Origin of the sequence: Cellulomonas humilata, assembly GCF_013359775.1 — a bacterium.
GTDB classification, from domain to species: Bacteria; Actinomycetota; Actinomycetes; order Actinomycetales; family Cellulomonadaceae; genus Cellulomonas; species Cellulomonas humilata.
The window spans coordinates 13,855-38,470 of sequence record NZ_JABMCI010000066.1 but is presented as its reverse complement, the minus strand read 5'-3'; the positions used below and the strand labels follow the sequence as shown (position 1 = coordinate 38,470).

The window sequence follows — 24,616 nt, the reverse complement described above, 5'->3', positions numbered from 1 at the left end:
GGCTGTCGGCGTCCTCACGGCGGCCATGCTACGGGTCGGCGCAGCCTCGATGCAGGTCAGGCCTCGTCGACGACCCGCAGGCTCCGCCGGCCGAACCGCACCGTCCACCCGGGCTCGACGACGGCACGCGTCCCCGGGTGCAGCGCGACGCTGGCGCCGTCCGGGCCGACGAGCACCGTGCCGTTGGTGGACCCGCGGTCCACCACCCACAGCCGCCGGCCGTCGGGCTCGGGACCGAACGCGAGGTGCACCTTGGAGATCGAGCGGTCCGGGTCGTCGATCGACACCACGTGCTGGATCCCTGGCTCGACGGCGGGGCTGCGGCCGACGAGCCCGTCGCCCGTGACGTCGACCTCCTCGCCGGTGTCGAACCGCAGGTGCAGGCGGGTGCTGGTGGCCGGCGCCGGGACGGCAGGCCGCAGCCGGGTGTGCTCCAGGGCGCCCAGCCCGGGGTCCGTCGGGACCGGACCCGGTTCGCCCTCCGGGTCGTCGAGCCCGGGGTCCGCCGGCCGCACCACCGGAGCATCCGCAAGGCGCTCGAGCTCACCGATCCCCGGGTCCGCCGGCCGCACGAGGGGTGCACCCGTGCGATCGGGCCGCGGACCGGCGAGCAGACCGGGTGCCCGCTCGACGCGTGAGGGCACGACGACGGCTGGGACGGACGGGACGTCGATCAGCGGGACCACCGTCGGCGGGTCGCTGCGGCGCCGACGGGTGTCTACGCCGGGCATCCCCGTGATGACAGGCCCGGCGCTCCGTGGCGGTGCCGCGCCCGCGCCGCCGTCGGGAGCGCTCCGCACCAGCCCGGCGGAGACCGTCGCGCCCGCTGCCGGCGCCTCGACCGAGGGGGGCAGCTGCACGACCCGCGATCCCGACGCCGCCGGGGGGACGACCCGGCCGGCGGGACGCGCACCCGAACCGGCGACCGGGCGTCGGACCGCGCGGGCGCGCAGCACCAGCGTGCCGGCCGCCTTGTCGTGCCAGCCGCGCTGCGCCGGGGTGGCGTCCCAGGTGCCCGACGACACGACGACCCACTGGCCCACCACGCAGGCCAGGGCGCCGACGCCGACGACCAGCTGCCGAACCAGGATCGCCCGCAGGCCCGCGGGTCGGCCGGTCGACGTCGACACGGTCCGGATGCCCACCACCGCGCTGCCGAGCGTCGCGCCGGTCCGGGCCTCGGCAACCCACTGCCCCACGGCCACCGCGACCCCCGCGGCGGCTGCGGCGAGCAGGAGCGCTGTCCGCGGTGCCGACGTGGCCGCGGCCACCGCATAGCCCAGCCCGGCCGCCGCCACGACAACGACCACGTCCAGGAGGTAGGCCAGCACGCGCGACCCCACCGGCGCGACCGATCCCGGCGTGACCAGAGCCGACGCAGCACCGACCCCACCCCGGTGCGCGGCGCGCGGGGCTCCAGGGGGCGACCCGATCGGGGCAGTGCTCATGGCGGTCCTCCGGCTGCGGCCCGGTGCGGGTCCGCGCCGCCATGGTGCCAGATCCGGCTACCGCGCAGACCTCAGGACGCGCGATCCACCAGCGCGTCCGCGAACGAGACGAGAGCGTCCTTCACGGGACCGGCCGGCAGCGGGTCGAGCTCGCGGACGGCGGCCTGCGCCAGCGCGACCGCGCGGTCCCGGGTCTCGCCGACGACCGGGTGCACGCGCAGCGCCGCGACAGCCTCCGCGAGGTCTCCGTCGTCCGAGAGGTCCCCGTCCAGCACGGCGACCAGCCGGCGGTCCGCGTCGGTCGCGTCCGGTCCTGCGGCGCGGGCGCGCAGGAGCAGCGCCGGCATCGTCGGCACCCGCTCCCGCAGGTCGGTGCCGGGGGTCTTGCCGGTCACGTCGCCGTCGGAGGTCAGGTCGATGACGTCGTCGGCCAGCTGGAACGCGACGCCGATCTTCTCCCCGAACCCGGTGACCGTGGCCACCACGTCCGGCCGGCAGCCCGCGAACATCGCGCCGAACCGCGCGGACGTCGCGATCAGCGAGGCGGTCTTGTCCGCCAGCACCTGGAGGTAGTGCGCGACCTTGTCGTCCTCCGGGCGCGGGCCGACCGTCTCGTGCAGCTGGCCGAGGCACAGCCGCTCGAACGTGGCGGCCTGGATGCGGACGGCGTCAGGCCCGAGGCCGGCCACGGTGGCGGAGGCGCGCGCGAACAGCAGGTCCCCCGTGAGGATGGCGACGGAGTTGCCCCACACCTCGTGCGCCGCCGGGGCGCCGCGGCGCAGCGGCGCGGAGTCCATGACGTCGTCGTGGTAGAGCGTGGCCAGGTGCGTGAGCTCGACGACCACCGCGGCGTCGACGACCTCCCGCCGCGAGCCGTCTCCCAGCTCGGCCGCGAGCAGGGTCAGGAGCGGGCGCAGCCGCTTGCCGCCGGCGTTGACCAGGTGGCGCGACGCGTCGTCCGCCAGGGGGTCCACGTTGGTCACCGCGTCCCGCAGACGCTCCTCGACCAGCGCGAGCCGCAGCGCCAACCGCTCGGCCAGATCGGGATCGGCCAGCGGGAAGGCCGTCAGGGAAGTCACGGCTAGAACCTATCCCGGCACAGCGATCCCGCCCGACAGGCGGCGCTCAGGGCAGGAACGTCGCCACGCTCGCGATGAGGTCGAGCACCGGGGACGGGAACACCCCGAGGGCGACCGTCACCACCGCGCAGACCGCGATGGCCACCACGGCCAACCCCTCGGTCCCCACGACCGTCGTCGTGACCGACGACCGGGTCTCGACGACCACCGCGGTGTCCCCCGTCAGCGCGAAGCCCTGCGCGGAGGGCGCGAGCGCGGTCACGCCCGTGGCCTCGTCGTCGACCCCGGCCGGCTCGGTGAAGAACATCAGCACGATGATCCGCACGTAGAAGAACACCGCCACGGACGAGGCCAGCACGCCGATGAGTGCTAGCGGCCAGGCGCCGCCCTCGACCGCCGCGGAGAACACCGAGAACTTCCCCGCGAAGCCGGCCGTCAGCGGGATGCCGGCGAACGAGAGCAGGAACAGGCCGAACGTGAGGGCGAGCAGCGGGTGGGTGCGGCCGAGACCGGCCCACTGCGACAGGTGGGTGGCCTCGCCGAGGATCGGGCCGGACGCGTCCGACCCGTCCGCACGGCCCGCGCGCTCGCGCACCAGCCAGACGATGCCGAACGCCCCGATGGTCGCCGCCCCGTAGACCAGCAGGTAGAACAGCACGGCGGTGATGCCGGACTCGTTCAGCGCGATGATGCCGGTGAGGATGAACCCGGCGTGCGCGATCGAGGAGTACCCCAGGACGCGCTTCATGTCGGTCTGCACCAGCGCGGCGACCGTGCCGACCACCATGGTGAGGATGGCCACCGTCCAGAGCACGACGTCGATGTCCCACGCGAGGCCCGGCAGCATCGTGTAGACGATCCGGAGCAGGGCGCCGAACGCGGCGACCTTGGTGCACGCGGCCATGAAGCCCGTGATCGGCGTCGGAGCACCCTGGTAGACGTCCGGCGTCCAGGTGTGGAACGGCACCGCGCCGACCTTGAACAGCAGGCCGGACAGGATGAGCACCGCGCCGACGAGCAGGAGGCTGTCCAGGCCGCCGGGCACCTGCGTGGCCTCGGCGATCTCCGAGTACCGCAGCGAGCCCGAGTAGCCGTAGACCAGCGCGATGCCGAAGAGCAGCAGCGCGGACGAGAACGCGCCCAGCAGGAAGTACTTCATCGACGCCTCCTGCGAGAGCAGACGCCGACGCCGGGCCATGCCCGTGAGCAGGTACAGCGGCAGCGAGAGGACCTCGAGCGCGACGAAGAGCGTGAGCAGGTCACCCGTGGCCGGGAAGATCAGCATGCCGCCGGTGGCGAAGAGCACCAGCGGGTAGATCTCCGTCTGGCGCACTCCCTTGCGGCGCGCGAGCTCCTCGTAGTCGGAGCCCGGGACCGCGGCGGCGTTGGGCGCGAACGCGTCCTCCCCCGTCTCGGTGCGGTCCGCGATGATCAGGAGCGCCAGCAGGGCGAGCAGGGCGATGGTGCCCTGCAGGACGAGCGTGGGACCGTCGACCAGCAGCGAGCCGCCGAGCACGACGGTCCCGCCCGTGTCCTCGACCCCGTTCCACAGCGCCGCGACCGCGATGATCGCGCCGAAGAGCGCCACGAGCGCGAGGGCCAGCTGCACGGTGCGCCGCACGCGAGCGGGTACGAAGGCCTCGACCAGCACGCCGAGCACGGCGGCGATGAGCACGATGACGACCGGGCTCAGGGCGGCCCAGTCGACGTCCGGTGCGACGAAGTCGGTCACTGGTCGCTCCCTTCGTTGGTTCCGTCTTCAGTGGTGGCGGCGGGCACGTCCTGCACGCCCACCTGCTCGAGCGTGACGCTCGCGGGCGGCCGGACCAGGTCGAGCGCCGGGCCGGGCACGAAGCCGAACACGACCATGAGGGCGAGCAGCGGCGCGACGACCCACTTCTCGCGGGAGACCGCGTCGGGCATGTCGGCGAGCTCCGGTCGCACGGGACCGGTGAACATGCGCTGGTACGTCCAGAGCACGTAGATGGCGGCGAGCACCACGCCGAGGCTCGCGACGATGGCCGCGGCGGGGTGCCGGGCGAACGTGCCGACCAGGACCAGGAACTCGCTGATGAACGTCGACAGACCCGGCAGCGACAGCGCCGAGAGGCCCGCCACCAGGAACGTCCCCGCGATCACCGGCACCACCTTCTGGAGCCCGCCGAAGTCGGCGATCTGCTGCGAGCCGCGTCGGGCCACCAGGAAGCCGGCGATGAGGAACAGCGCCGCCGTGGAGAGCCCGTGGTTGACCATGTAGAACGACGAGCCGGCCACCGACGTCGAGGTGAACGCGAAGATCCCCAGCACGATGAACCCGAAGTGCGAGACCGACGTGTACGCGATCAGGCGCATGAGGTCCTTCTGCCCGATCGCGAGCAGCGCCCCGTACAGGATCGAGATCACGGCGAGCACGATGACCACCGGCGCCGCCCAGCGGGACGCGTTCGGGAACAGCGGCAGGCAGAGCGTGAGCATCCCGAACGTGCCGACCTTGTCCAGCACGCCGACCAGCAGGGTCGAGGTGCCGGCGGGGGCGTTCTCGGCGGCATCCGGTAGCCAGGTGTGCACGGGGAACATGGGCGCCTTGATGGCGAACGCCAGGAAGAACGCGCTGAACATGAGCTTCTCGGCGGTCGGGTCCAGCGCGATCCCGGTGAGGTTGTCGGTGAGGAACCCCTGCGGACCGCCCGGCCCCTGGAGGTACAGGGCGATCACGGCGACCAGCATGATCAGCCCGCCGGTCAGCGAGTAGAGCAGGAACTTCACGGCCGCGTACCTGCGCTGTGCGCCGCCGAACAGCCCGATCATGAAGTAGACCGGGATGAGCATGGCCTCGAACAGGACGTAGAAGAAGAACACGTCACGCGCCGCGAACACCGCGACGATGAAGGCCTCGAGCAGCAGGACCAGGGCCAGGTACCGGCGCAGCTGATCGGTGGCGACGGTGAGCGCGCCCTGCTCGCGCCAGGCGGCGAGCACCACCAGCGGCACGATCAGCACCGACATGAGCACGAGGATCAGGCCCACGCCGTCGACGCCGACCGCGTAGGACACGCCGAACGCGGGGATCCAGCCGTGCACCTCGGAGAGCTGGACGGTGCCGGCGTCGGCGACGTCGAAGGCGGTGAGCGCCGCGACGCCGAGCAGGAGCTCGAGCAGAGCCACGCCGAGCGCGACGGCCCGGGTGCGGCCGGCCGGGAGCACCCACAGCGCCACCGCGCCCAGCAGGGGCACGACGATGAGGGCGGTCAGCCAGGGGAAGGAGGACGACATCGGTGTGAGCACTCCTCAGTTCTGGATGACCAGGACGACGACGACGAGGACGACGAGCCCGAGCAGCATCGACGCGGCGTAGGACCGGACGTACCCGGTCTGCAGGCGCCGCGCCCACCCGCCCAGCAGGACGGTGGACAGGCCGACCCCGGTGACGGTGCCGTCGATGACCGTGCGGTCCGCGTACACGAGCGAGCGGGTGAGTGCCTGCCCCGGCTCGACGAGCAGGACGTCGTTGACCGAGTCCTGGTAGAGATCGACGCGGGCGGCGCGGGTGAGCTCGGTGCCCACCGGCGGGATGACGGGCACCTGCGAGACGGCGTACCGCCGCCAGGCGATCACCACGCCGACGATCACGAGCCCGAGCGTGAGGACGGTGATCACCCAGATGGGCAGCACCGGCTCCTCGTGCTCCGCGTGCCCCAGCACCGGCGACAGCCAGTCGACGAACCGGCCACCCAGGTTCAGGAAGAACCCGAGCCCGATCGACCCGGCGGCCAGCACGATCATCGGCCACGTCATGAGCCTCGGGGACTCGTGCGGGTGCTGCGCCGTGCCGTCGCGCTTGGTGGACCAGCGGCGCTCGCCCTCGAACGTCATGAAGAACAGCCGGGACATGTAGAACGCGGTGATCCCGGCGCCCAGCAGCGTGACGCCGCCGAACACCCAGGCCCGCCATGGCGACCCGTCGACCGGGACGAACGCGGCCTCGATGATCTTGTCCTTGCTGAAGAACCCGGAGAACGGCGGGACGCCGATGATGGCCAGCCAGCCGGCCATGAACGTCAGCCACGTGATGGTCATGTACCGGGCGAGCCCACCGAAGCGGCGCATGTCCACCTGGTCGTCCATGCCGTGCATGACGGAGCCGGCGCCGAGGAACATGCCGGCCTTGAAGAAGCCGTGCGTGATCAGGTGGAAGATCGCGAACGCGTACCCGACCGGGCCCAGGCCGGCGGCCAGGATCATGTAGCCGATCTGCGACATCGTCGAGGCGGCCAGCGCCTTCTTGATGTCGTCCTTGGCGCAGCCGACGATCGCCCCGAACAGCAGCGTGATGGCGCCGACGATGACCACGACCAGCTGGGCCGTCGGTGCCGCGTCGAACAGGGGTGCCGACCGGACGATGAGGTAGACGCCGGCGGTGACCATCGTCGCGGCGTGGATGAGCGCGGACACCGGCGTCGGGCCGGCCATCGCGTCGCCGAGCCAGGACTGGAGCGGGAACTGCGCCGACTTGCCGCACGCGGCCAGCAGGAGCATGAGCCCGATCGCGGTCATCGTGCCCTGGCTCGTGCTGCCGTGCTCGCCGGAGAGCACCGTCCCGAAGTCCACCGCGCCGAACGCCGCGAACATGAGCCCGAGCGCGATGATCAGGCCGAGGTCACCGATGCGGTTGGCGACGAACGCCTTCTTGGCGGCGACCGCGTAGTCGTAGTTGTGGTTCCAGAACCCGATGAGCAGGTACGACGCCAGGCCGACGCCCTCCCAGCCGACGAACAGCAGCAGGTAGCTGTCGGCCAGCACGAGGATGAGCATCGCCGCGACGAACAGGTTGAGGTACGCGAAGAACCGGCGGCGGTCGACGTCGTGCTCCATGTACGCCACGGCGTAGACGTGGATCAGGGTGCCGACGAACGTCACCAGCAGGACGAACGTCAGCGACAGCGGGTCGAGCCGCAGTCCCGCGTCGAGCTGGAACGCGCCGGCATCGATCCAGGTGCCGAGCTGCACGTCCAGCACGCGGGCGTCCTCGGGGCGCTGGAGCATCGCGACGAACACGATCGCTGCGACCACGAACGCGGCGGCGGATGCGAGCACGCCGACCCAGTGGCCCCACCGGTCCGACCGGCGACCGGCGAGCAGGAGCACCGCGGCGCCGAGCAGCGGGAGCGCGATGAGCAGCGGAGCGAGGACGAACGAGCCGCCGTCGACCGTCTCGCTGGCAGGCACGAAGCTCTCGGACGGCAGGCTAGCCACCAGAGTTGTCAGGGTGTGCACGTCCCGCCCCTCAGCTCTTCAACAGGTTGATGTCGTCGACCGAGGCCGAGCGTCGGGTGCGGAAGATGGCCACGATGATCGCCAGCCCGACGACCACCTCGGCGGCGGCCACGACCATCACGAAGAACGCGAGCACCTGGCCCGTCAGGTCGCCGTGGATCCGGGCGAACGTCACGAGCATCAGGTTCGAGGCGTTGAGCATGAGCTCGACGCCCATGAACACGATGATCGCGTTCCGCCGCAGCAGGACCGTCGTCGCGCCGATCGAGAAGAGGATCGCCGAGAGGACCAGGTAGTGGGTCAGGCTCACGCGCCGTCCTCCTGTCCGACGACGCCGGCGGGGCCGGTCGACGGGCCGTTCTGTCCGGTGTCGCTGAGCGCGGCACCGAGGTCGGGCGCGTTCACGGCTGCGCCCTCGGGCGCGGCCTGCGGAGGCAGGTTCCCACGCACCTGGGAGACCCCCGCGAGGACGCGTTCCGTCCGCGCCGCGAACTCCTCGGCGTCGGCCTCCTGGCCGCGGATCCGCAGGACCCGGGGGACCGAGCTCTCCAGCGGCTGCCCGTCGGGTCCGAGCGCCGGGACGTCCATGGCGTTGTGCCGGGCGTACACACCCGGTGCCGGCAGCGGCGTGAGCGTCGCGCCGGCGGCGACACGCGCGTCCGCCCGCTCCCGCTGGCCGGCGCGCGGGGTGAGCCGCTGCCGGTGCGTGAGCACGAGCGCGCCGAGCGCCGCGGTGACCAGCAGGGCGCCGACCACCTCGAACGCGAACACGTACTGGCCGAAGATGATGTGCGCGACGCCGGTGGGGTTGTTGTCGGTCGCCTCGCCGCTGAGCCCGAACGGCTTGTCGTAGGTCGCGCGGCCGACGACGCCGACCAGCACCACACCCAGGCCGACGCCCGCCAGCAGACCGATCCAGCGCTGCCCGCGGATGGTCTCCACCAGCGAGTCCGAGCTGTCGACGCCGACGAGCATGAGCACGAACAGGAAGAGCATCATCACGGCGCCGGTGTAGACGACCACCTGCACGACCCCGAGGAACACTGCGTCCTGCGCCACGTAGAGGAACGCCAGGGAGATCATCACGACGACCACCGAGAGCGCGGCGTGCACCGCCTTCTTGGCGAACAGCAGGCTCAGGGCGGCGAGCACCATGATCGGCCCGAGCGTCCAGAACAGCACCGCCTCGGCCGTCGAGGTCTCCCCCGTCTCGAGCAGGGTGGTGGCCAGCGCGCTCATCGCTTCCCCTGCTTCGTCGCGGCGGCCACGGTCGCGGCCATGACGGCAGCCGTCTCACCGGGCACGTTCGCCGCGTCCAGCCCCGCGCCGCCGGGCAGCGTCGGGTCGTCGGGACGGTGCTCGGTGACCCACGCGGCCTGCGCCGGCGTCGAGCCGGTGACGGTCCCGTGGTAGTAGTCCGTGTCGGTGGTGCCCTCGACCATCGGGTGCGGCGCCTGGAGCATGCCGCTGCGCAGCGGGGCCAGCAGGTCCTGCTTCTCCCAGATCATCCCGGCGCGCGTCGGGCCGGCCAGCTCGTACTCGTTGGTCATGGTCAGCGCGCGCGTGGGGCACGCCTCGATGCACAGCCCGCAGAAGATGCAGCGCAGGTAGTTGATCTGGTAGACGCTGCCGTACCGCTCCCCCGGCGAGCGCTGGTTGTCGGGGGTGTTGTCCGCACCCTCGACGTAGATCGCGTCCGCGGGGCAGGCCCAGGCGCACAGCTCGCACCCGATGCACTTCTCCAGGCCGTCGGCGTACCGGTTGAGCTGGTGGCGACCGTGGTACCGCGGCTTGGTCGGGGCCTTCTCCGACGGGTACTGGTCGGTCACCGTCGGACGGAACATGTTCGAGAGCGTGACGCCGAACCCGCCCACGGGCGCGAACAGCTCCGAGAGGGCCCCCCGCGGCTCGATGAGCGAGGTGTAGCCCTCGTCCGGGACCGCGACCTCGCCGGCGCGCGGCTTCGGCGCGACGGCCTTGCCCTTCGCGGGCTGGGCCGGCTTGCGGACTGGCTTGCGGTGGTCAGCCACCGTGCACCTCCTGGGTGACCTGGGGGGTCGTGTTCTCGGCGTCCGCCGCAGCGGCCGCGGCTGCTCGCTGCTTGCGCGGCGAGGGCGGCAGGACCTGCCCCGGCAGCGGAGGCACGGGGTACCCGCCTGCGTAGGGGTCGTACACCTGCGGACCCGGAGGTCGCTTCGGGGCGGGGGGTTCCTTCTTCTCCGGGATGAGGAAGGAGATGAGGAGGCCGACCAGCACGATCCCGGCGAGCACGAACAGGATCGTGCGCAGGTCCAGGCCGGAGAACTGCCGGACGCCCTGCACGACGCCCACGCAGACCACCCACGCGAGGGCCGACGGGATGAGCAGCTTCCAGCCGATCTTCATGAACTGGTCGTACCGGAACCGCAGCACCGAGCCGCGGATCCAGACGAACACGAACATGAGCAGCCAGAGCTTGGCCAGGAACCACAGGACCGGCCACCAGCCCTGGTTGAACATGCCGTCGTTGATGGCCGACAGGGGCCACGGCGCGCGCCAGCCGCCGAGGAACAGCGTGGTGGCCACCGCCGAGACGTTGAGCATGTTGATGTACTCGGCCAGGAAGAACCACGCGAACTTCATCGACGAGTACTCGGTCATGTACCCGGACACCAGCTCGCCCTCGGCCTCCGGGAGGTCGAACGGCAGGCGGTTGGTCTCGCCCACCATCGAGATGATGTAGATGACGAACGCCGGCAGCAGGGGCAGGAACCACCACACCGCGGTCTGCGACGTGACGATCTGTGACGTCGACATGGAGCCGGCCAGGATGAACACGCTGACCAGCGACAGGCCCATCGCGAGCTCGTAGCTGATGACCTGCGCGGTCGAGCGGACCGCACCGAGCAGCGGGTACGTGGACCCGGACGACCAGCCACCGAGCACGATCCCGTACACACCGACGGAGGCGCACGCGAGGATGTAGAGGACCGCCACGGGGAAGTCGGTGAGCTGGATCGGGGTGTTGACACCGAACATGCTCACGTTGGGCCCGAACGGGATGACCGCGAACGTCAGCAGCGAGCAGAACACCGCGATCATGGGCGCGACGATGTAGACCAGCTTGTCCGCTGCCTTGACCGTCATGTCCTCCTTGACCAGGAGCTTCATGGCGTCCGCGAGCGACTGGAGCAACCCGAAGGGGCCGTGCACGTTCGGGCCGGGCCGCACCTGCATGCGGGCGACGACCTTGCGCTCGAACCAGATGGCGATGAGCACGCTGGTCAGCAGGAACACGACGATGGCGACGGCCTTGATCAGCCAGATCCACCAGGTGTCGTTGCTGAAGTCGGCGGTGACGGGTGCCACGGCCTCGCCGAGGATCCTCATGCGCTGGCCTCCAGGTGACGGTGTGCCGGAGCGAGGCGCACCAGGTGGCCCGCGTCGGCGTGCAGGGCGTCGCGGACGCCCGCGCCGACCGCGTTGGTCGGCAGCCACACCACGTGGTCCGGCATCTCGGTGACGACCGCCGGCAGCGTGAGGGAGCCCGCGTCGGTGGACACGGTCAGGTTGCCGCCGTCCTCGACGCCCACCGCGGCGGCGGTGCCGGCCGAGATGCGGGCGACCGGGCGCTTGGCGGTACCGGCGAGGAACGGCTCGCCCGACTGGAGCCGGCCGCCGTCCAGCAGCTGGTGCCAGGTGGCCAGCACGGCCGTCCCCGGCGTGACCGCGGGCGGCTCGGCGGCGGGCACGTCGGGGGCGCCGACGCGTGCGCCGTCCCAGCCGCCCAGCTGGTCGAGCTCGTCGTGCACGGCCCCGATCGTCTGCAGGCCGAGCTCGACGCCGAGGGCGTCGGCCAGCCGGTCCAGCACGCGGTGGTCGGCCATCGAGTGCGACACGAGCGCCTGCGGGAACGGGCGCGGGCGCCCCTCCCACGTCACGAACGTGCCGGGCTTCTCGGTGGGCGGCGCGACGGGCAGGACGACGTCGGCGCGGTCGGTGACCTCCGAGTGCCGGACCTCGAGGGAGACCAGGAACGTGACCCGGTCGAGCGCCTCGCGGGCGATGGCCGGGTCCGGCAGGTCCGCGAGCTCGAGGCCGCCGACGACGAGGCCGCCGAGCAGCCCCGCACGCGCGGCCGCGAGGATCTCGGTGGTCGAGCGGCCCGCCTCGGCGGGCAGGTGCTCGACGCCCCAGGCGGCGGCGAGGTCGACCCGGGCGGCCGAGTCGGCGACCGGACGGCCGCCGGGCAGCAGCGAGGGCAGCAGACCGGCCTCGACGGCGGACCGCTCACCCACGCGGCGCGGCACCCAGGCCAGCCGGGCGCCGGTGCGCTGCGCGAGCCGGACGGCCGCGGAGAAGCCCCCGGGCACACCGGCCAGGCGCTCGCCGACGAGCACGAGGGCGCCGGCGGTGCCGAGCAGCGTCGCCGTCTCGGCGAGCGCCGGGTCGGAGCCGATGCCGTCGAGGATCTCGGCCTCGGTGCCGGGCGCGGCCGGGAGCAGCGTGCCGGACAGCCGCTGGAGACCGCGGCTCTCCAGGGCGGCGACGGACAGCACGCGGAGCTTGCGGGAGATGACGGCGTCACGCAGGCGCAGGAACGCGATCCCCGCCTCCTCCTCGGCCTCGAGGCCGACGAGCAGCACGGCGGGCGCACGGTCCAGGTCAGCGAACGTGACCTCGAGGGTGTGGCCCGCGACGTGGTGGCCGAGGAAGGTCTCCTCCTCCGCCGAGTGCGGGCGCGCGCGCCCGTCGACGTCGTTGGTGCCGAGCGCGACGCGGGCGAACTTGCCGTACGCGTAGGCGTCCTCGAGCGTCAGGCGTCCGCCGGGCAGCACGGCGACGCCGATCGCGGTGTCGCGCGGGTCGTCCGGCTGCTGCGCGGCACGCAGGCCGGCGGCGGCGACGTCGAGCGCCTCGACCCAGCTGGCGGGCTCGAGCTCGCCGTCCGCGTTGCGGATCAGCGGGGTGGTGATGCGGTCCGGCGCCGACTGCCACGTGAACGCGAAGCGGTCCTTGTCGGTGATCCACTCCTGGTTGACCGTCGGGTCCTCGCCCGCCAAGCGGCGCAGGACGACGCCGCGGCGGTGGTCGATGCGGATGGCCGACCCCTGCGAGTCGTGCTCACCGATGCCCGGGGTGGAGACCAGGTCGAACGGGCGGGACCGGAACCGGTACGCCGCGCTGGTCAGAGCCCCGACCGGGCAGATCTGCACGGTGTTGCCGGAGAAGTAGGACGCGAACGGACGCCCCGACGTGTCCTCGGCGGAGGCGCCCAGCGGGGCCTCGCCGACGAACCCGAGCACGTTCGCGTCGAAGGTGCCGATCTGCTGGTTGGCGCCGCGCTTCTGGAGGTCGATGAACACGTCGCCCGCGATCTCCTCGGAGAACCGGGTGCAGCGCTGGCACAGGATGCAGCGCTCGCGGTCCAGCAGGATCTGCGTGGAGATCGCGATCGGCTTGGGGAACGTGCGCTTGACGTCGACGAACCGCGTGCTGGCGCGACCGTTGCTCATCGCCTGGTTCTGCAGCGGGCACTCGCCGCCCTTGTCGCAGACCGGGCAGTCGAGCGGGTGGTTGATGAGCAGCAGCTCCATGACACCGTGCTGGGCCTTGTCGGCCTCGGGAGACGTGTGCTGGGTCTTGACCTGCATGCCCGGGGTGGCCTCGAGCGTGCAGCTGGCCTGGGGCTTGGGCATCTTGGCGAGTGCACCGTCGCGCCCGGGCGCCCAGACCTCGACCAGGCACTGGCGGCACGCGCCGGCCGGGGCGAGCAGGGGGTGGTCGCAGAAGCGCGGGATCTGGATGCCCAGCTGCTCGGCGGCGCGGATGACCAGCGTGCCCTTGGGCACGGCGGTCTCGATGCCGTCGACCGTGAAGGTGACGAGATCTCCGGTGGGCTCGACGGGCGCGACCGGCGCTGCCGGGACGAGGGAGGTCGTCGGCCCGGAGGACAGGATCGTCATGCGTGCACCCCAGCGAGCTCGTGCTTCGGTGTGTAGGAGAACAGAGAGCTGAGCTCCGGCGGGAAGAGCACGTCCGCCGGCGTGTGCGTCCCGGCGACGAACTCCTCGCGGAAGTACTGCACGGCGGAGGTGATCGGGCTGGTGGCGCCGTCACCCAGGGCGCAGAACGCCTTGCCGAGGATGTTGTCGCACAGGTCCAGCAGCAGGTCGATGTCGGCGAGCGTGCCCTGCCCCGCCTCGATCCGCTGCAGCACCTGCGTCAGCCAGTACGTGCCCTCGCGGCACGGGGTGCACTTGCCGCAGGACTCGTGCTTGTAGAACTCGGTCCACCGCGTGACCGCGCGGACCACCGAGGTGGTCTCGTCGAAGATCTGGAGCGCGCGCGTGCCGAGCATCGAGCCCGCCTCGTCGACCGCCTCGTAGCTCAGCGGGACGTCGAGGTGCTCGGCCGTGAAGATCGGGGTCGACGATCCGCCGGGGGTCCAGAACTTCAGCTCGTGGCCCTCGCGGATGCCGCCGGCCATCTCCAGCAGCTCGCGGAGCGTGATGCCGAGGGGCGCCTCGTACTGACCGGGCCGGGTCACGTGCCCGGAGAGCGAGAACAGCCCGTGCCCCCGCGACTTCTCCGTCCCCATCGAGGTGAACCAGTCCGCGCCGCCGGCGACGATGCCGGGCACGGACGCGATCGACTCGACGTTGTTCACCACGGTCGGCCGGGCGTACAGGCCGGCGACGGCGGGGAACGGGGGCTTCAGCCGCGGCTGGCCGCGCAGGCCCTCGAGCGAGTCGAGCAGCGCCGTCTCCTCGCCGCAGATGTACGCGCCCGCACCGGCGTGCAGCGTGATCTCGAGGTCGAAGCCGGAGCCGAGGATGTCGGTGCCGAGGTAGCCCGCGGCGCGCGCCTCCTCGATCGAGTTCAGCAGGCGGCGGTAGACGTGCAGCACCTCGCCGCGCACGTAGATGAACGCGTGGTGGCAGCCGATCGCGTAGCTGGTGATGATCATGCCCTCGATCAGGTGCTGCGGGCTGGCCATCATCAGGGGGATGTCCTTGCAGGTCCCCGGCTCGGACTCGTCGGCGTTGACCACCAGGTAGCGGGGTCCGCCGTCGGGCGCAGGCAGGAAGCCCCACTTCATGCCCGTCGGGAAGCCGGCTCCCCCGCGCCCGCGCAGGCCGGAGTCCTTGACCATGGTGACGACGTCGGCGGCCGGCAGGCTGAGCGCCTTGCGCAGGCCGCGGTAGCCGCCCGCGTCCTCGTACGTGGCGAGCGACCAGGAGCGGTCGGCGTCCCACGTGTCCGTGAGGACGGGGGTGAGGGTCGTCGCCATCACGACTCCTTCGCGTCGTCGGTGGACTGCTTCTTGAGCTCGGCAGCGGGCGAGACGTCGGCCGGGGTGGTGGCCGGACGCTGCGCGCTCGACTGCTCACCGCCGACCGTCGGCGTCGTGGCGCCCGCACCTGCGGAGCCCGTCGCGTCGGGGAACTCGGCTGCGGTCCAGCCCTCGGCCCGGGCCAGCTCGACGCCGCGCAGGGTCGGCACGCCGGCCCCGACGCCCTCGTCGGCCCGGCCGTCACCGAACCCGGCCAGCACGCGGGACATCTCCTTGAACGAGCAGACGCTCGCCGCGCCGCGCGTCGGGACCACCGGCTTGCCCGCGGTCAGGTCGTCGGCGATCTGGCGCGCGCTGTCCGGGGTCTGGTTGTCGAAGAACTCCCAGTTGACCATCACGACCGGTGCGTAGTCGCAGGCTGCGTTGCACTCGACGCGCTCGAGGGTGATGACCCCGTCGTCGGTGGTCTCGTCGTGCCCGATGCCCAGGTGGTCGGACAGGTCCTCCCAGATGGCGTCGCCGCCCATGATCGCGCACAGGGTGTTGGTGCAGACACCGACCGTGTACGTGCCGTTGGGGTGCCGCTTGTACTGCGTGTAGAACGTCGCGACCGCGGACACCTCGGCGGTGGACAGGCCCAGGTGCGCCGCGCAGAACGCGATGCCCCGGGGGCTGACGTAGCCGTCCTCGGACTGCACCAGGTGCAGCATCGGCAGCAGCGCCGACCGCGCCTGCGGGTACCGGGCGACGATCGCGTCCGAGTCGACGGTGAGCCGCGCGTGCGTCTCGGCGTCGTACGCAGTCTTGTGGACGCGGCTGGTCTCGATGCTCATCGGTCCACCCCTCCCAGCACCGGGTCGAGGGACGCGACGGCGACGACCACGTCGGCCACCTGCCCGCCCTCGCACATGATCGACGTGGCCTGCAGGTTGTTGAACGAGGGGTCCCGGAAGTGGGCGCGGTACGGCCGCGTCCCGCCGTCGGAGACCAGGTGCACGCCGAGCTCCCCGCGGGGGTGCTCGACCGTCTGGAACACCTGGCCGGCCGGCACGCGGAAGCCCTCGGTGACCAGCTTGAAGTGGTGGATCAGGGCCTCCATCGAGGTGCCCATGATCTCCCGGATGTGGTCGAGGGAGTTGCCCATGCCGTCCGACCCGATGGCCAGCTGCGCGGGCCACGCGATCTTCTTGTCCTCGACCATGACCGGGCCTGGGCCCATCTTCTGGAGGCGGTCCAGGGTCTGCTCGACGATCTTCATCGACTGGTAGCACTCCTCGACGCGGAGCACGAGGCGCCCCCACGAGTCCGAGGACTGCGCGACCGGGACCTCGAAGTCGTACGTCTCGTACCCGCAGTACGGGTTGGCCTTGCGCACGTCGTACGGCAGGCCCGCCGAGCGCAGCACCGGCCCGGTGATGCCCAGCGCCATGCAGCCGGACAGGCCGAGGTAGCCGACGTCCTTGAGCCGCAGGTGCAGGATCGGGTTGGCCATCATCAGGTCTTCGAGCTGCTTGAAGTACTGACGCACCGTCACCAGCGACTCGCGGATCGTGTCGATCGCGCCCGGCGGGATGTCCTGCGCGACCCCACCCGGGCGGATGTACGCGTGGTTCATGCGCAGGCCGGAGATCAGCTCGAAGATCTTGAGGATCTCCTCGCGGGCGGTGAAGCCCACGGTCATGATCGTCGTCGCGCCCAGCTCGTTGCCGCCGGTGGCCAGGCAGACCAGGTGCGACGTGATCCGGTTGAGCTCCATCATCAGCACGCGGATGACGGTGGCCCGCTCGGGCACGTCGTCCGTGATGCCGAGCAGCTTCTCGACCGCCAGGCAGTACGCGGCCTCCTGGAACAGCGGCGCCACGTAGTCCATGCGGGTGCAGAAGGTCACGCCCTGGGTCCAGGTGCGGAACTCCATGTTCTTCTCGATGCCGGTGTGCAGGTAGCCGATGCCCGCGCGGGCCTCGGTCACCGTCTCGCCGTCGATCTCGAGCATGAGCCGGAGCACGCCGTGGGTGGACGGGTGCTGCGGGCCCATGTTGACGACGATCCGCTCCTCGCCGAGGCGGGCGGCCTCCTCGGCGATCTCGGACCAGTCGCCGCCGGACGCCTCGAAGGAGGGGACGCCCTCGGTGTCAGCGTCCACGACGTGGGCTGTAGATCGGGGTGTCTGGGTGGTCATCGGTACGACCTCCGCTGGTCCGGGGGCGGCACGGTGGCGCCCTTGTACTCGACCGGGATGCCCCCGAGGGGGTAGTCCTTGCGCTGCGGGTGGCCCGGCCAGTCGTCGGGCATCTCGATGCGGGCCAGACCCGGGTGACCGTCGAAGATCATCCCGAAGAAGTCGTAGGTCTCGCGCTCGTGCCAGTCGTTGGCCGGGTAGACCGAGACCGTGGACGGCAGGTGCGGGTCGGAGTCCGGGACCGCGACCTCGAGCCGCAGCCGGCGCGAGTGGGTCACCGAGACGAGGTGGTAGACGGCGTGCAGCTCGCGGCCGGCGTCGTGCGGGTAGTGCACGCCCGAGACGCCCAGGCTGAGCTCGAACCGCAGGTCCTGGTCGTCCCTCAGCACCTGGCTGACCTCGACGATGTGCTCGCGCGCCACGTGCAGCGTGAGCTCCTCGCGGTCCACCACGACGGACTCGACCGCGGCCGCGAACGTCGTGCCGGACTCGTCCAGCACCTCGGTGAGGATGTCCACGGCCTCGTCGAACCAGCCGCCGTACGGCCGCTCGCTGGGGCCCGGCAGGGCGATCGCGGTGACGAGCCCGCCGTAGCCGGAGGTGTCACCCGAGCCGCTGGCGCCGAACATGCCGCGGCGGACGTCGACGACGTCGATCTGCGTGCGCCCCTCCGCGGGGACGTTCTGCGAGCCGGCCTCGAGGGCGGCCTCGCTGGTCTTCTGCGCGGCGGTCGTCGCGTCGCTGCCGCCACCGGGCTTCACGGCGTCGGCGGCGTCGGTCTTCTCTGTCACTTGAGCAGCCCCGTCATCTGCGACGTCGGCGTCGCGGCCAGCGCGGCGGCCTCCGCGGCGGCAGCGGCTTCCTTGCGGTTGACGCCCAGCGGCTCGTTCTCGATCTGCTCGTGCAGGGCCAGGATCGCGTTGATGAGCATCTCGGGGCGCGGGGGGCAGCCGGGCAGGTAGATGTCGACCGGGATGATGTGGTCGACGCCCTGCACGATCGCGTAGTTGTTGAACATGCCGCCGGAGCTGGCGCAGACGCCCATCGAGAGCACCCACTTGGGCTCGGACATCTGGTCGTAGACCTGGCGGACCACGGGGGCCATCTTCTGGCTCACGCGGCCGGCGACGATCATGAGGTCGGCCTGGCGCGGGGACGCGCGGAAGACCTCCATGCCGAACCGCGAGATGTCGAACCGGCTGGCGCCCGCGGCCATCATCTCGATGGCGCAACAGGCCAGACCGAACGTGACCGGCCACAGCGACGCCTTGCGGAAGTAGCCGACCAGGTCCTCGACCGTCGTCAGCAGGAACCCCGACGGTGCCTCTTCGATGCCCATCTCAACACTCCTTCATGGACGGCGCGCTTCTGCTCGTCAGTCCCACTCGAACCCGCCGCGCTTCCACTCGTAGACGAACGGGACCGTGATGAGCACCAGGAAGCCGATCATGGCGACCAGCCCGAACAGGGCCAGGTCGGCGAAGCTCACGGCCCACGGGTAGAGGAACACCACCTCGATGTCGAAGATGATGAAGGTCATCGCGACCAGGTAGTACTTGATCGGGAAGCGGCCGCCGCCGATGGCGTGCGGGGTGGGCTCGATGCCGCACTCGTACGCCTCCAGCTTGGCGCGGTTGTACCGCTTGGGGCCGAGGACGACGCTCGCGCCGACGCCGCCGAGGGCGAGCACGGCGGCGATCCCCATGAGGAAGAGCAGCGGGACGTACGGGTTGTTCATCGCGCGTCACTCCACTTCGTTGTGGTCGGGGGTCATGCGGAGGGGGCGATCCGGGCCAGTCCGGCGATCACCCGGTCCACCAGGTCACCGCCCTTCGGCTCGTAGCAGTCGGAGAGGAGCTTGAGCACGAACTTCATGACCAGCGGCCGCGGCAGACCGTACCGCGTGCACACCCGCATGACCTCCGGGTGCTCGATGAGCCGCACGAACACGCGGCCCAGCGTGTAGTAGCCGCCGAGGTCGTCCTTCATGCGGTTCTGGTACGTGGCGAACGCGCGCTCCCGACCGGCCGCGGTCCCGCGGGCCAGGCCCTGGGAGATGGCGTCGGCCGCGACCCGGCCGGCCTGGAGGCCGTACGCGATGCCCTCGCCGTTGAACGGGCTGATCATCCCCGCCGAGTCGCCCGCGAGCATGAGCCCGTTGCCGTACAGCGGCCCGCGGTTGAACCCCATGGGCAGCGCCGCACCCTTGACGGGGCCCACCTGGTTGTCGGGCGTGAACTCCCACTCGGCAGGCACGTGCCGCATCCAGGTGGCGAAGAGCTTCTTGTAGTCGACCTTGGTCGGCGCCGCCGTGGAGGCCACCGAGCCGAGCCCGACGTTCGCGGTGCCGTCGCCGAGCGAGAAGATCCAGCCGTACCCGGGCATCAGGTGGCCGTCGTCGTCGCGGAGCTCGAGGTGGCTCTCCATCCACGGGTCGTCGTGCCGGGGCGTCTGGAAGTAGGTGCGCACGGCGACGCCCATCGGGCGGTTCATGCGCTTCTCCAGGCCCATCCCCGTGGCCAGCCGGGCGGAGACCCCGTCGGCCGCGATGACGACGGGCGCGCGGTACGTGACGATCTCGCCGTCGACCTTGGCGTGCACCCCGACCACGCGACCCGAGCGCTCGTCGCGCACCGGACCCGTGACGTTCGTGCGCTCCTGGAGCTTGGCGCCCGCGGACCGTGCGTGGTCGGCCAGCGTGTGGTCCAGGGACATGCGCGACTTGGCGAGCCCGTACGACGGGTAGCTGGACAGCTCCGGCCACGCCAGCTCGAGGCGGTGACCGCCGCCGATCACGCGCAGCCCCACGTTGCGGATCCAGCCGTCCTGCTCCCGGATGGGCAGCCCCATGCGGACCAGCTCGGCGACCGCGCGCGGCGTCAGACCGTCGCCGCACACCTTGTCCCGGGGGAACTCGGACTTCTCCAGGAGCAGCACGTCCAGGCCCGCGGAGGCGCAGTGGAACGCGGCGGCGGACCCGGCCGGGCCCGCGCCCACGACGATGACGTCCGCGTCATCCATCGCTGCATCCACCACTGGTGACCCCACTTGTGACGTTGTTCACGCACTGCTCCGGCGAGTGTAACCAGCGCCCCAAGGGCTGTCTGCGAAGGCTTTCCTTACTTCACAGGAGGGGGTGAGGAACATGCCGTGAACTGCCGGTCGACCGCCCGGGAATCCCCGGCGGGCGGGTGCGACGCCTGCGCCGCGAGGCCCATTGTTCACCCCCGCAGCCGCATCTGGGCAGCCGACCGGGAACTGCGCGCCGCTCAGTCCCGCGCGCGTCGCGACCGGTGGCGCGCCGCCACGAGCAGCAGGCCGAGGCCGATCACGGCGAACGAGACGCCGGCCGCGCCGCCGACCTCGACACCCGTGTGCGCGAGCCCGCCGCCGGAGGACGTGGCCACCGGTGCGCGCGGTGTCGGGCCGGGACCCGGGGTCGTCGGCGCGGACCCCGGTCCCGACGCCGTCTGGACGAGGATGACGGCGTCCAGGACCGTGGCCACGTCGACCTGGCTCGTGGTCGCGGACCCGGCGTCGAAGGTGAGGACGAGCGGGATCCGCAGAGCGGACCCGGGTGCGAGGTCGGGCCCCCGCCACCGCGCTCCGCCCGCGGTCGGCGCACCGTCGATGCGCAACGAGAGGTCACCGGCGAGCGTGCCGGGCGCGGCCCCGATGGCGTCCGCGACGTCCAGCTCCACCCGCGCCCGGTCGCCGGAGGCGTTCCGCACCCACAGGTCCGACTCGAGCACGTCACCGGGCACGATCAGCCCCGCGCCGGCGAAGAGGTCCGCGGCGAGGGTGGTCGACCACGAGACGCCGTCGAGGGAGAGCTCGAGCTCGCCCGCGGCCTGCGCCGGGGCTGCGGGCAGGCCGACGGCGAGCAGCGCTGCGACGCCCGCGGACCCGACGACGCGCGCGAGCGCGCTCATCGCCGTGGCGCCGAGGAGCGCCTCGCGACCGCCAGCGCCACGACCGAGACCGCGCACACGACGAGACCGACGACGACCGGGTCGTTCGGACGGCGGACCGTCCGGGGCGGTGCCGGTGCGACGTGCACGAGCACGGGCTCAGGGACGGGCGCGGGCTCGGTGGCGTCGAGGGCGGCGTGCCGTCGGGTGAGCCGGTCGCGCAGCCCACCGCCCACCAGCACCAGCCCGTAGAGGATCAGGGCGGCGGCCACGCCCTTGAGCAACCAGCCCGGGCGGTTCACCCCCACCCACGAGTTCAGGTGGCCGAGGTAGGGCACGTGGTACACGACGACGCCCCGGACCTGCACGGCGCGGACGGGGTCGTCGTCCAGGTTGTTGGCGTCGCCCCGCGTGATGAAGGTGCGCTCCCCCTCGGAGGTCGATCCCACCCCGACCACCCGGTGCGTGACGACCTCGGGCTCGTTGGAGCGCAGCTGGTAGGTGATCACGTCTCCGAGCGTGATGTCGGCCGCCGGCCGCGGCCTGGTCACCACCAGCTCCCCCGGAGGGAGCGTGGGGCGCATGCTCCCCGTGAGCACGGTGTACGGCGTCGCGCCCAGGAGCAGCGGGACGACGATCAGCGCCAGTGCGACCACCACCACGGCGAGGAGCGCGAGGGTGGACACGGTGCCGCCGACCCAGCGGGCGACCGAACGCGTGGTGCGCGCCGCGGGAGCCGGAACCGCGTCCGGCCGGTCGGCGGTCGTCACGCCGGGCATCCCATGTTGAGGAAGAAGAAGAACGAGCGGACCGCCTGGGCCTTCACGGAGCCGCTGGGCGGTGAGGTCCAGACCGCCCCGCCGGGGAAGGTCACCGTGGCGGTGACCGTCAGCGTCTGGAGGCGCAGCCTGTCCGCCGTCGAGGAGCCCACGTTGGCGGGGTAGAGCAGGAGGGACGGCGTCGACGCCGGGCTCGGCGTGAACGTCCGCGTGACGTTGGTGTCGGACACCGCCGTCACCGTGTACGTCGCCGTCGCACCGGCGGGCAGGGCCGGAGGGGCCCAGGCGATCGTCGCGGGCGAGTCCGCGATGTCGGAGCTCTCGTCCGGCTTCGGCGTGCAGGTGGGGGTGCCCGGCCGGATGTCGATCGCGGTCGCGGCGCTCGCCACGCTGCGGGCGTCGGTCCACCAGGCCCATGCCGTCCCCGAGCCGACCAGCACCATCGCGAGCACGACGCTCAGCACGCCGACGGCGTTGCGGACAGCGCGACGGGCGGCACGAGCGACGGGCATGGCGGCCCGGCCCCCGGCGCGTTCGTCCCTCGAGCTCATGGTGCGTCCCGTCGCGTCAGTTGGTCGATCGGTTCTCGAGCGTGATCGGCACGGTCACGGCCACCGAACCGCCCTGCACGGTGCTCGGGGCGGTCGGCAGGAGACGGACCGCGACGCAGTGCCGGACGACTGCGCCGAGCGCCTGGACGGGGCTGGCGACCCCGAGCGTCGCCGGCGTGCCGGCACACGTCGTGCCGGTGAAGGTGGCGCCTGTGTAGACCGTGACGACGAGCTGTCCGGCGAGCGCCGTGCTCGCCGCGGTCACCGTGCCGGACGGCGCCGCTGTCGGCGCCCCGACGGCGTAGACCCACCGCCCGTTCGTGCTCGCCGTCCGCGCCACCTGGACCACGCCCACCCGGGTCTCGCCCGGGTGCATGCCCGCCAGGTTCGGTGCCGTCGACCAGGTCACCGTGCCGCTGAAGGAGCCACCGGTGACCGCGCCCGCCGCCACCGTCGCCGACCGTGCCCACGCCGCGTACGCCGTCGTGCTCCCCACGAGGAGGAGCACGACGGCGACGCACGCGACCAGCGCGGGGCGCAGGCGGGGAGGCATCGGCTCAGGCGATCAGAGGGTCGAGGACTAGGTCGTCGGCGCCGTCTGCTTCAGCACGAGCGTCACGCCGTTCAGCGTCGCGGTGCTGTTCTGGCCGGTGCTGCTCGTGGTGGCCGGGTCGAAGACGATCGTGGTCACCACCTTGCCGGTCGCGTTGACCGTGCCGGTGCCGGGCGTGATGGTGAACGGGCTGCCCGCACCGGTGACGGCCGGGTTCGCGTCCATCGTCGTCGCCGACGTCGCCGTGAGGCCGGACCAGACGCCCGAGTTGGCGATCGCCGACACGCTGAGCGTCGCCACCAGGCGGTTGCCGCTCGCCGTCACGGTGATCGGCTGCGTGTAGATCACGCAGTCGCCGGGGACGATCTTGGCGCCCACCGGGAAGTCCGTCGTGGTCGCGGTGCAGCCGGTGGCGCTGGTGGCCGTGCCCCACTTCCACGTCGCACCCGCGGTGGTCGCCAGGTTGAACTCACCGGACGAGACCGTGCCGGTGGCCGCGGTGCTCGTCAGCTGCCACGCCGCCATCGTGCCCGCGCCGCCCAGCAGCAGTGCTACACCGGCGCCCACTGCCAGGGCGCCCTTCGTCGTCTTGCGCATGTCCATGCCTCCCGTAGCCGAGGCCGGTGACATCGACCGGCTGCGGAGGCTCTCGGCAGGGGGGCTGCGGAACTGAGTGGTTGAGAACGGTCATCATCCGACCGTGGAGAGTCAGCGAGGGGTTACCACCCGAGCAGTTGGGAGTCCAGCGGGCGAACGCCCGCGAATCGGACCGTTCTCGGCCTAGGCCGAACGGGCGATGCCCTCTGCGGCCGGACGGGTGCCCCGGTGCAGGGCGACGATGCCGCCCGAGAGGTTCCGGTAGGCCACGTGGGTCCAGCCGGCGTGCTTGATCTGCAGGCCGAGGGTGCGCTGGTCCGGCCACTCGCGGATGGACTCCGCGAGGTACACGTACGCCTCCGGCTCCTTGGACACCGCACGGGCGACGGGCGGCAGGGCCCGCATCAGGTAGTTCTGGTAGACCACGCGGAAGGGCGTGAACGTCGGGCGGGAGAACTCGCACACCACCAGGCGTCCGCCCGGCTTCGTCACCCGCAGGAGCTCAGCCAGCGCGGCGTCGACGTCGTTCACGTTGCGCAGGCCGAAGGACATGGTCACCGCGTCGAACGACTCGTCCGCAAACGGCAGGTGCAGTGCGTCGCCGGCGACGAACGTGAGGTCGGGGCGGCGCTTCTTGCCCACCTCGAGCATGCCGACGGACAGGTCGCAGGCGACCACCCGCACGCCCGCGTCAGCCATCGGCTCGGACGAGGTGCCGGTGCCGGCTGCCAGGTCGAGCACGGTCTCGCCGGGCTGGGCGGCGACTGCCCGGAGGGTCGCCTTGCGCCAGGCGCGGTCCTGACCGAGCGAGATGACGTCGTTGGTCCGGTCGTAGCGGTGGGCCACCGCGTCGAACATGGCGGCGACGTCCTGGGGGTCCTTGTCGAGGGAGGCGCGGGACATGTGTCCATCGTCGCAGGTCCGCAGGGGCCTTTCGACAGGGAGGCACGGGTGACCGAGGCATACGCT

The 24,616-nt window shown here is 72.0% G+C and carries 23 protein-coding genes; all 23 read right to left on the bottom strand.

Features of this window, described 5'->3' with window-relative positions; all coding sequences use genetic code 11:
• Positions 1-56 precede the first annotated feature (56 nt).
• The 23 genes from HP550_RS12195 to HP550_RS12085 all read right to left on the bottom strand — a co-directional run bounded on the left by HP550_RS12195 (position 57) and on the right by HP550_RS12085 (position 24,550).
• Positions 57-1,448 carry an RDD family protein gene (locus tag HP550_RS12195; protein WP_175347967.1) on the bottom strand — a complete coding sequence of 464 codons (1,392 nt, stop codon included), beginning with the start codon at positions 1,446-1,448 and terminating at the stop codon, positions 57-59.
• A 71-nt stretch (positions 1,449-1,519) separates the two neighbouring features.
• Positions 1,520-2,527, bottom strand: a complete 1,008-nt coding sequence (locus tag HP550_RS12190; RefSeq protein WP_175347966.1) for a polyprenyl synthetase family protein — start codon at positions 2,525-2,527, stop codon at positions 1,520-1,522.
• Positions 2,528-2,573: 46 nt separating this feature from the next.
• The gene (nuoN, locus tag HP550_RS12185) at positions 2,574-4,259 is read right to left on the bottom strand and encodes an NADH-quinone oxidoreductase subunit NuoN (protein ID WP_175347965.1); all 1,686 of its coding nucleotides are present in this window, start codon (positions 4,257-4,259) and stop codon (positions 2,574-2,576) included.
• Positions 4,256-5,800 carry an NADH-quinone oxidoreductase subunit M gene (locus tag HP550_RS12180; protein ID WP_175347964.1) on the bottom strand — a complete coding sequence of 515 codons (1,545 nt, stop codon included), beginning with the start codon at positions 5,798-5,800 and terminating at the stop codon, positions 4,256-4,258. The genes nuoN and HP550_RS12180 overlap by 4 nt, the downstream gene beginning before the upstream one ends.
• Positions 5,801-5,815: 15 nt before the next feature.
• Positions 5,816-7,753: an NADH-quinone oxidoreductase subunit L gene (gene nuoL / locus HP550_RS12175; RefSeq protein WP_343048148.1), complete on the bottom strand. Its 1,938-nt coding sequence runs from the start codon at positions 7,751-7,753 to the stop codon at positions 5,816-5,818.
• A gap of 58 nt (positions 7,754-7,811) precedes the next feature.
• Complete coding sequence (gene nuoK, locus HP550_RS12170) at positions 7,812-8,111, bottom strand: NADH-quinone oxidoreductase subunit NuoK (protein ID WP_175347962.1); 300 nt, start codon at positions 8,109-8,111, stop codon at positions 7,812-7,814.
• The gene (locus tag HP550_RS12165; RefSeq protein ID WP_175347961.1) at positions 8,108-9,040 is read right to left on the bottom strand and encodes an NADH-quinone oxidoreductase subunit J; all 933 of its coding nucleotides are present in this window, start codon (positions 9,038-9,040) and stop codon (positions 8,108-8,110) included. The genes nuoK and HP550_RS12165 overlap by 4 nt, the downstream gene beginning before the upstream one ends.
• Positions 9,037-9,831 carry an NADH-quinone oxidoreductase subunit NuoI gene (gene nuoI, locus HP550_RS12160; protein WP_175347960.1) on the bottom strand — a complete coding sequence of 265 codons (795 nt, stop codon included), beginning with the start codon at positions 9,829-9,831 and terminating at the stop codon, positions 9,037-9,039. Before nuoI ends, HP550_RS12165 begins: the two co-directional genes overlap by 4 nt.
• Entirely contained in the window at positions 9,824-11,170 is a 1,347-nt protein-coding gene (gene nuoH / locus HP550_RS12155) for an NADH-quinone oxidoreductase subunit NuoH (protein WP_175347959.1), read from the bottom strand. Before nuoH ends, nuoI begins: the two co-directional genes overlap by 8 nt.
• The gene (locus HP550_RS12150; RefSeq protein ID WP_175347958.1) at positions 11,167-13,746 is read right to left on the bottom strand and encodes an NADH-quinone oxidoreductase subunit G; all 2,580 of its coding nucleotides are present in this window, start codon (positions 13,744-13,746) and stop codon (positions 11,167-11,169) included. The genes nuoH and HP550_RS12150 overlap by 4 nt, the downstream gene beginning before the upstream one ends.
• Entirely contained in the window at positions 13,743-15,074 is a 1,332-nt protein-coding gene (gene nuoF, locus HP550_RS12145) for an NADH-quinone oxidoreductase subunit NuoF (RefSeq protein WP_175347957.1), read from the bottom strand. The genes HP550_RS12150 and nuoF overlap by 4 nt, the downstream gene beginning before the upstream one ends.
• Positions 15,074-15,910, bottom strand: a complete 837-nt coding sequence (gene nuoE / locus HP550_RS12140; protein WP_175347956.1) for an NADH-quinone oxidoreductase subunit NuoE — start codon at positions 15,908-15,910, stop codon at positions 15,074-15,076. The genes nuoF and nuoE overlap by 1 nt, the downstream gene beginning before the upstream one ends.
• Positions 15,907-17,256, bottom strand: a complete 1,350-nt coding sequence (locus HP550_RS12135; RefSeq protein ID WP_175347955.1) for an NADH-quinone oxidoreductase subunit D — start codon at positions 17,254-17,256, stop codon at positions 15,907-15,909. Before HP550_RS12135 ends, nuoE begins: the two co-directional genes overlap by 4 nt.
• Entirely contained in the window at positions 17,253-18,047 is a 795-nt protein-coding gene (locus HP550_RS12130; RefSeq protein ID WP_175347954.1) for an NADH-quinone oxidoreductase subunit C, read from the bottom strand. The genes HP550_RS12135 and HP550_RS12130 overlap by 4 nt, the downstream gene beginning before the upstream one ends.
• Complete coding sequence (locus HP550_RS12125; protein WP_056088757.1) at positions 18,044-18,595, bottom strand: NuoB/complex I 20 kDa subunit family protein; 552 nt, start codon at positions 18,593-18,595, stop codon at positions 18,044-18,046. Before HP550_RS12125 ends, HP550_RS12130 begins: the two co-directional genes overlap by 4 nt.
• Before the next feature lie 36 nt (positions 18,596-18,631).
• Positions 18,632-18,994: an NADH-quinone oxidoreductase subunit A gene (locus tag HP550_RS12120; RefSeq protein WP_175347953.1), complete on the bottom strand. Its 363-nt coding sequence runs from the start codon at positions 18,992-18,994 to the stop codon at positions 18,632-18,634.
• Positions 18,995-19,026: 32 nt separating this feature from the next.
• On the bottom strand, positions 19,027-20,277 hold the full coding sequence (locus tag HP550_RS12115; RefSeq protein WP_175347952.1) for a geranylgeranyl reductase family protein: 1,251 nt from the start codon (positions 20,275-20,277) through the stop codon (positions 19,027-19,029).
• Between the two features lie 248 nt (positions 20,278-20,525).
• Positions 20,526-21,188, bottom strand: a complete 663-nt coding sequence (locus HP550_RS12110; RefSeq protein ID WP_175347951.1) for a hypothetical protein — start codon at positions 21,186-21,188, stop codon at positions 20,526-20,528.
• Positions 21,185-21,937 (bottom strand): signal peptidase I, encoded by a 753-nt coding sequence (locus tag HP550_RS12105; protein ID WP_175347950.1) that lies wholly within the window; start codon positions 21,935-21,937, stop codon positions 21,185-21,187. The genes HP550_RS12110 and HP550_RS12105 overlap by 4 nt, the downstream gene beginning before the upstream one ends.
• The gene (locus HP550_RS12100; protein ID WP_175347949.1) at positions 21,934-22,497 is read right to left on the bottom strand and encodes a hypothetical protein; all 564 of its coding nucleotides are present in this window, start codon (positions 22,495-22,497) and stop codon (positions 21,934-21,936) included. Before HP550_RS12100 ends, HP550_RS12105 begins: the two co-directional genes overlap by 4 nt.
• 16 nt (positions 22,498-22,513) lie before the next feature.
• Complete coding sequence (locus HP550_RS12095; protein WP_175347948.1) at positions 22,514-23,050, bottom strand: hypothetical protein; 537 nt, start codon at positions 23,048-23,050, stop codon at positions 22,514-22,516.
• A gap of 27 nt (positions 23,051-23,077) precedes the next feature.
• Positions 23,078-23,647 (bottom strand): alternate-type signal peptide domain-containing protein, encoded by a 570-nt coding sequence (locus HP550_RS12090; protein ID WP_175347947.1) that lies wholly within the window; start codon positions 23,645-23,647, stop codon positions 23,078-23,080.
• Positions 23,648-23,830: 183 nt separating this feature from the next.
• Complete coding sequence (locus HP550_RS12085) at positions 23,831-24,550, bottom strand: demethylmenaquinone methyltransferase (RefSeq protein ID WP_175347946.1); 720 nt, start codon at positions 24,548-24,550, stop codon at positions 23,831-23,833.
• Between the last annotated feature and the right edge of the window lie 66 nt (positions 24,551-24,616).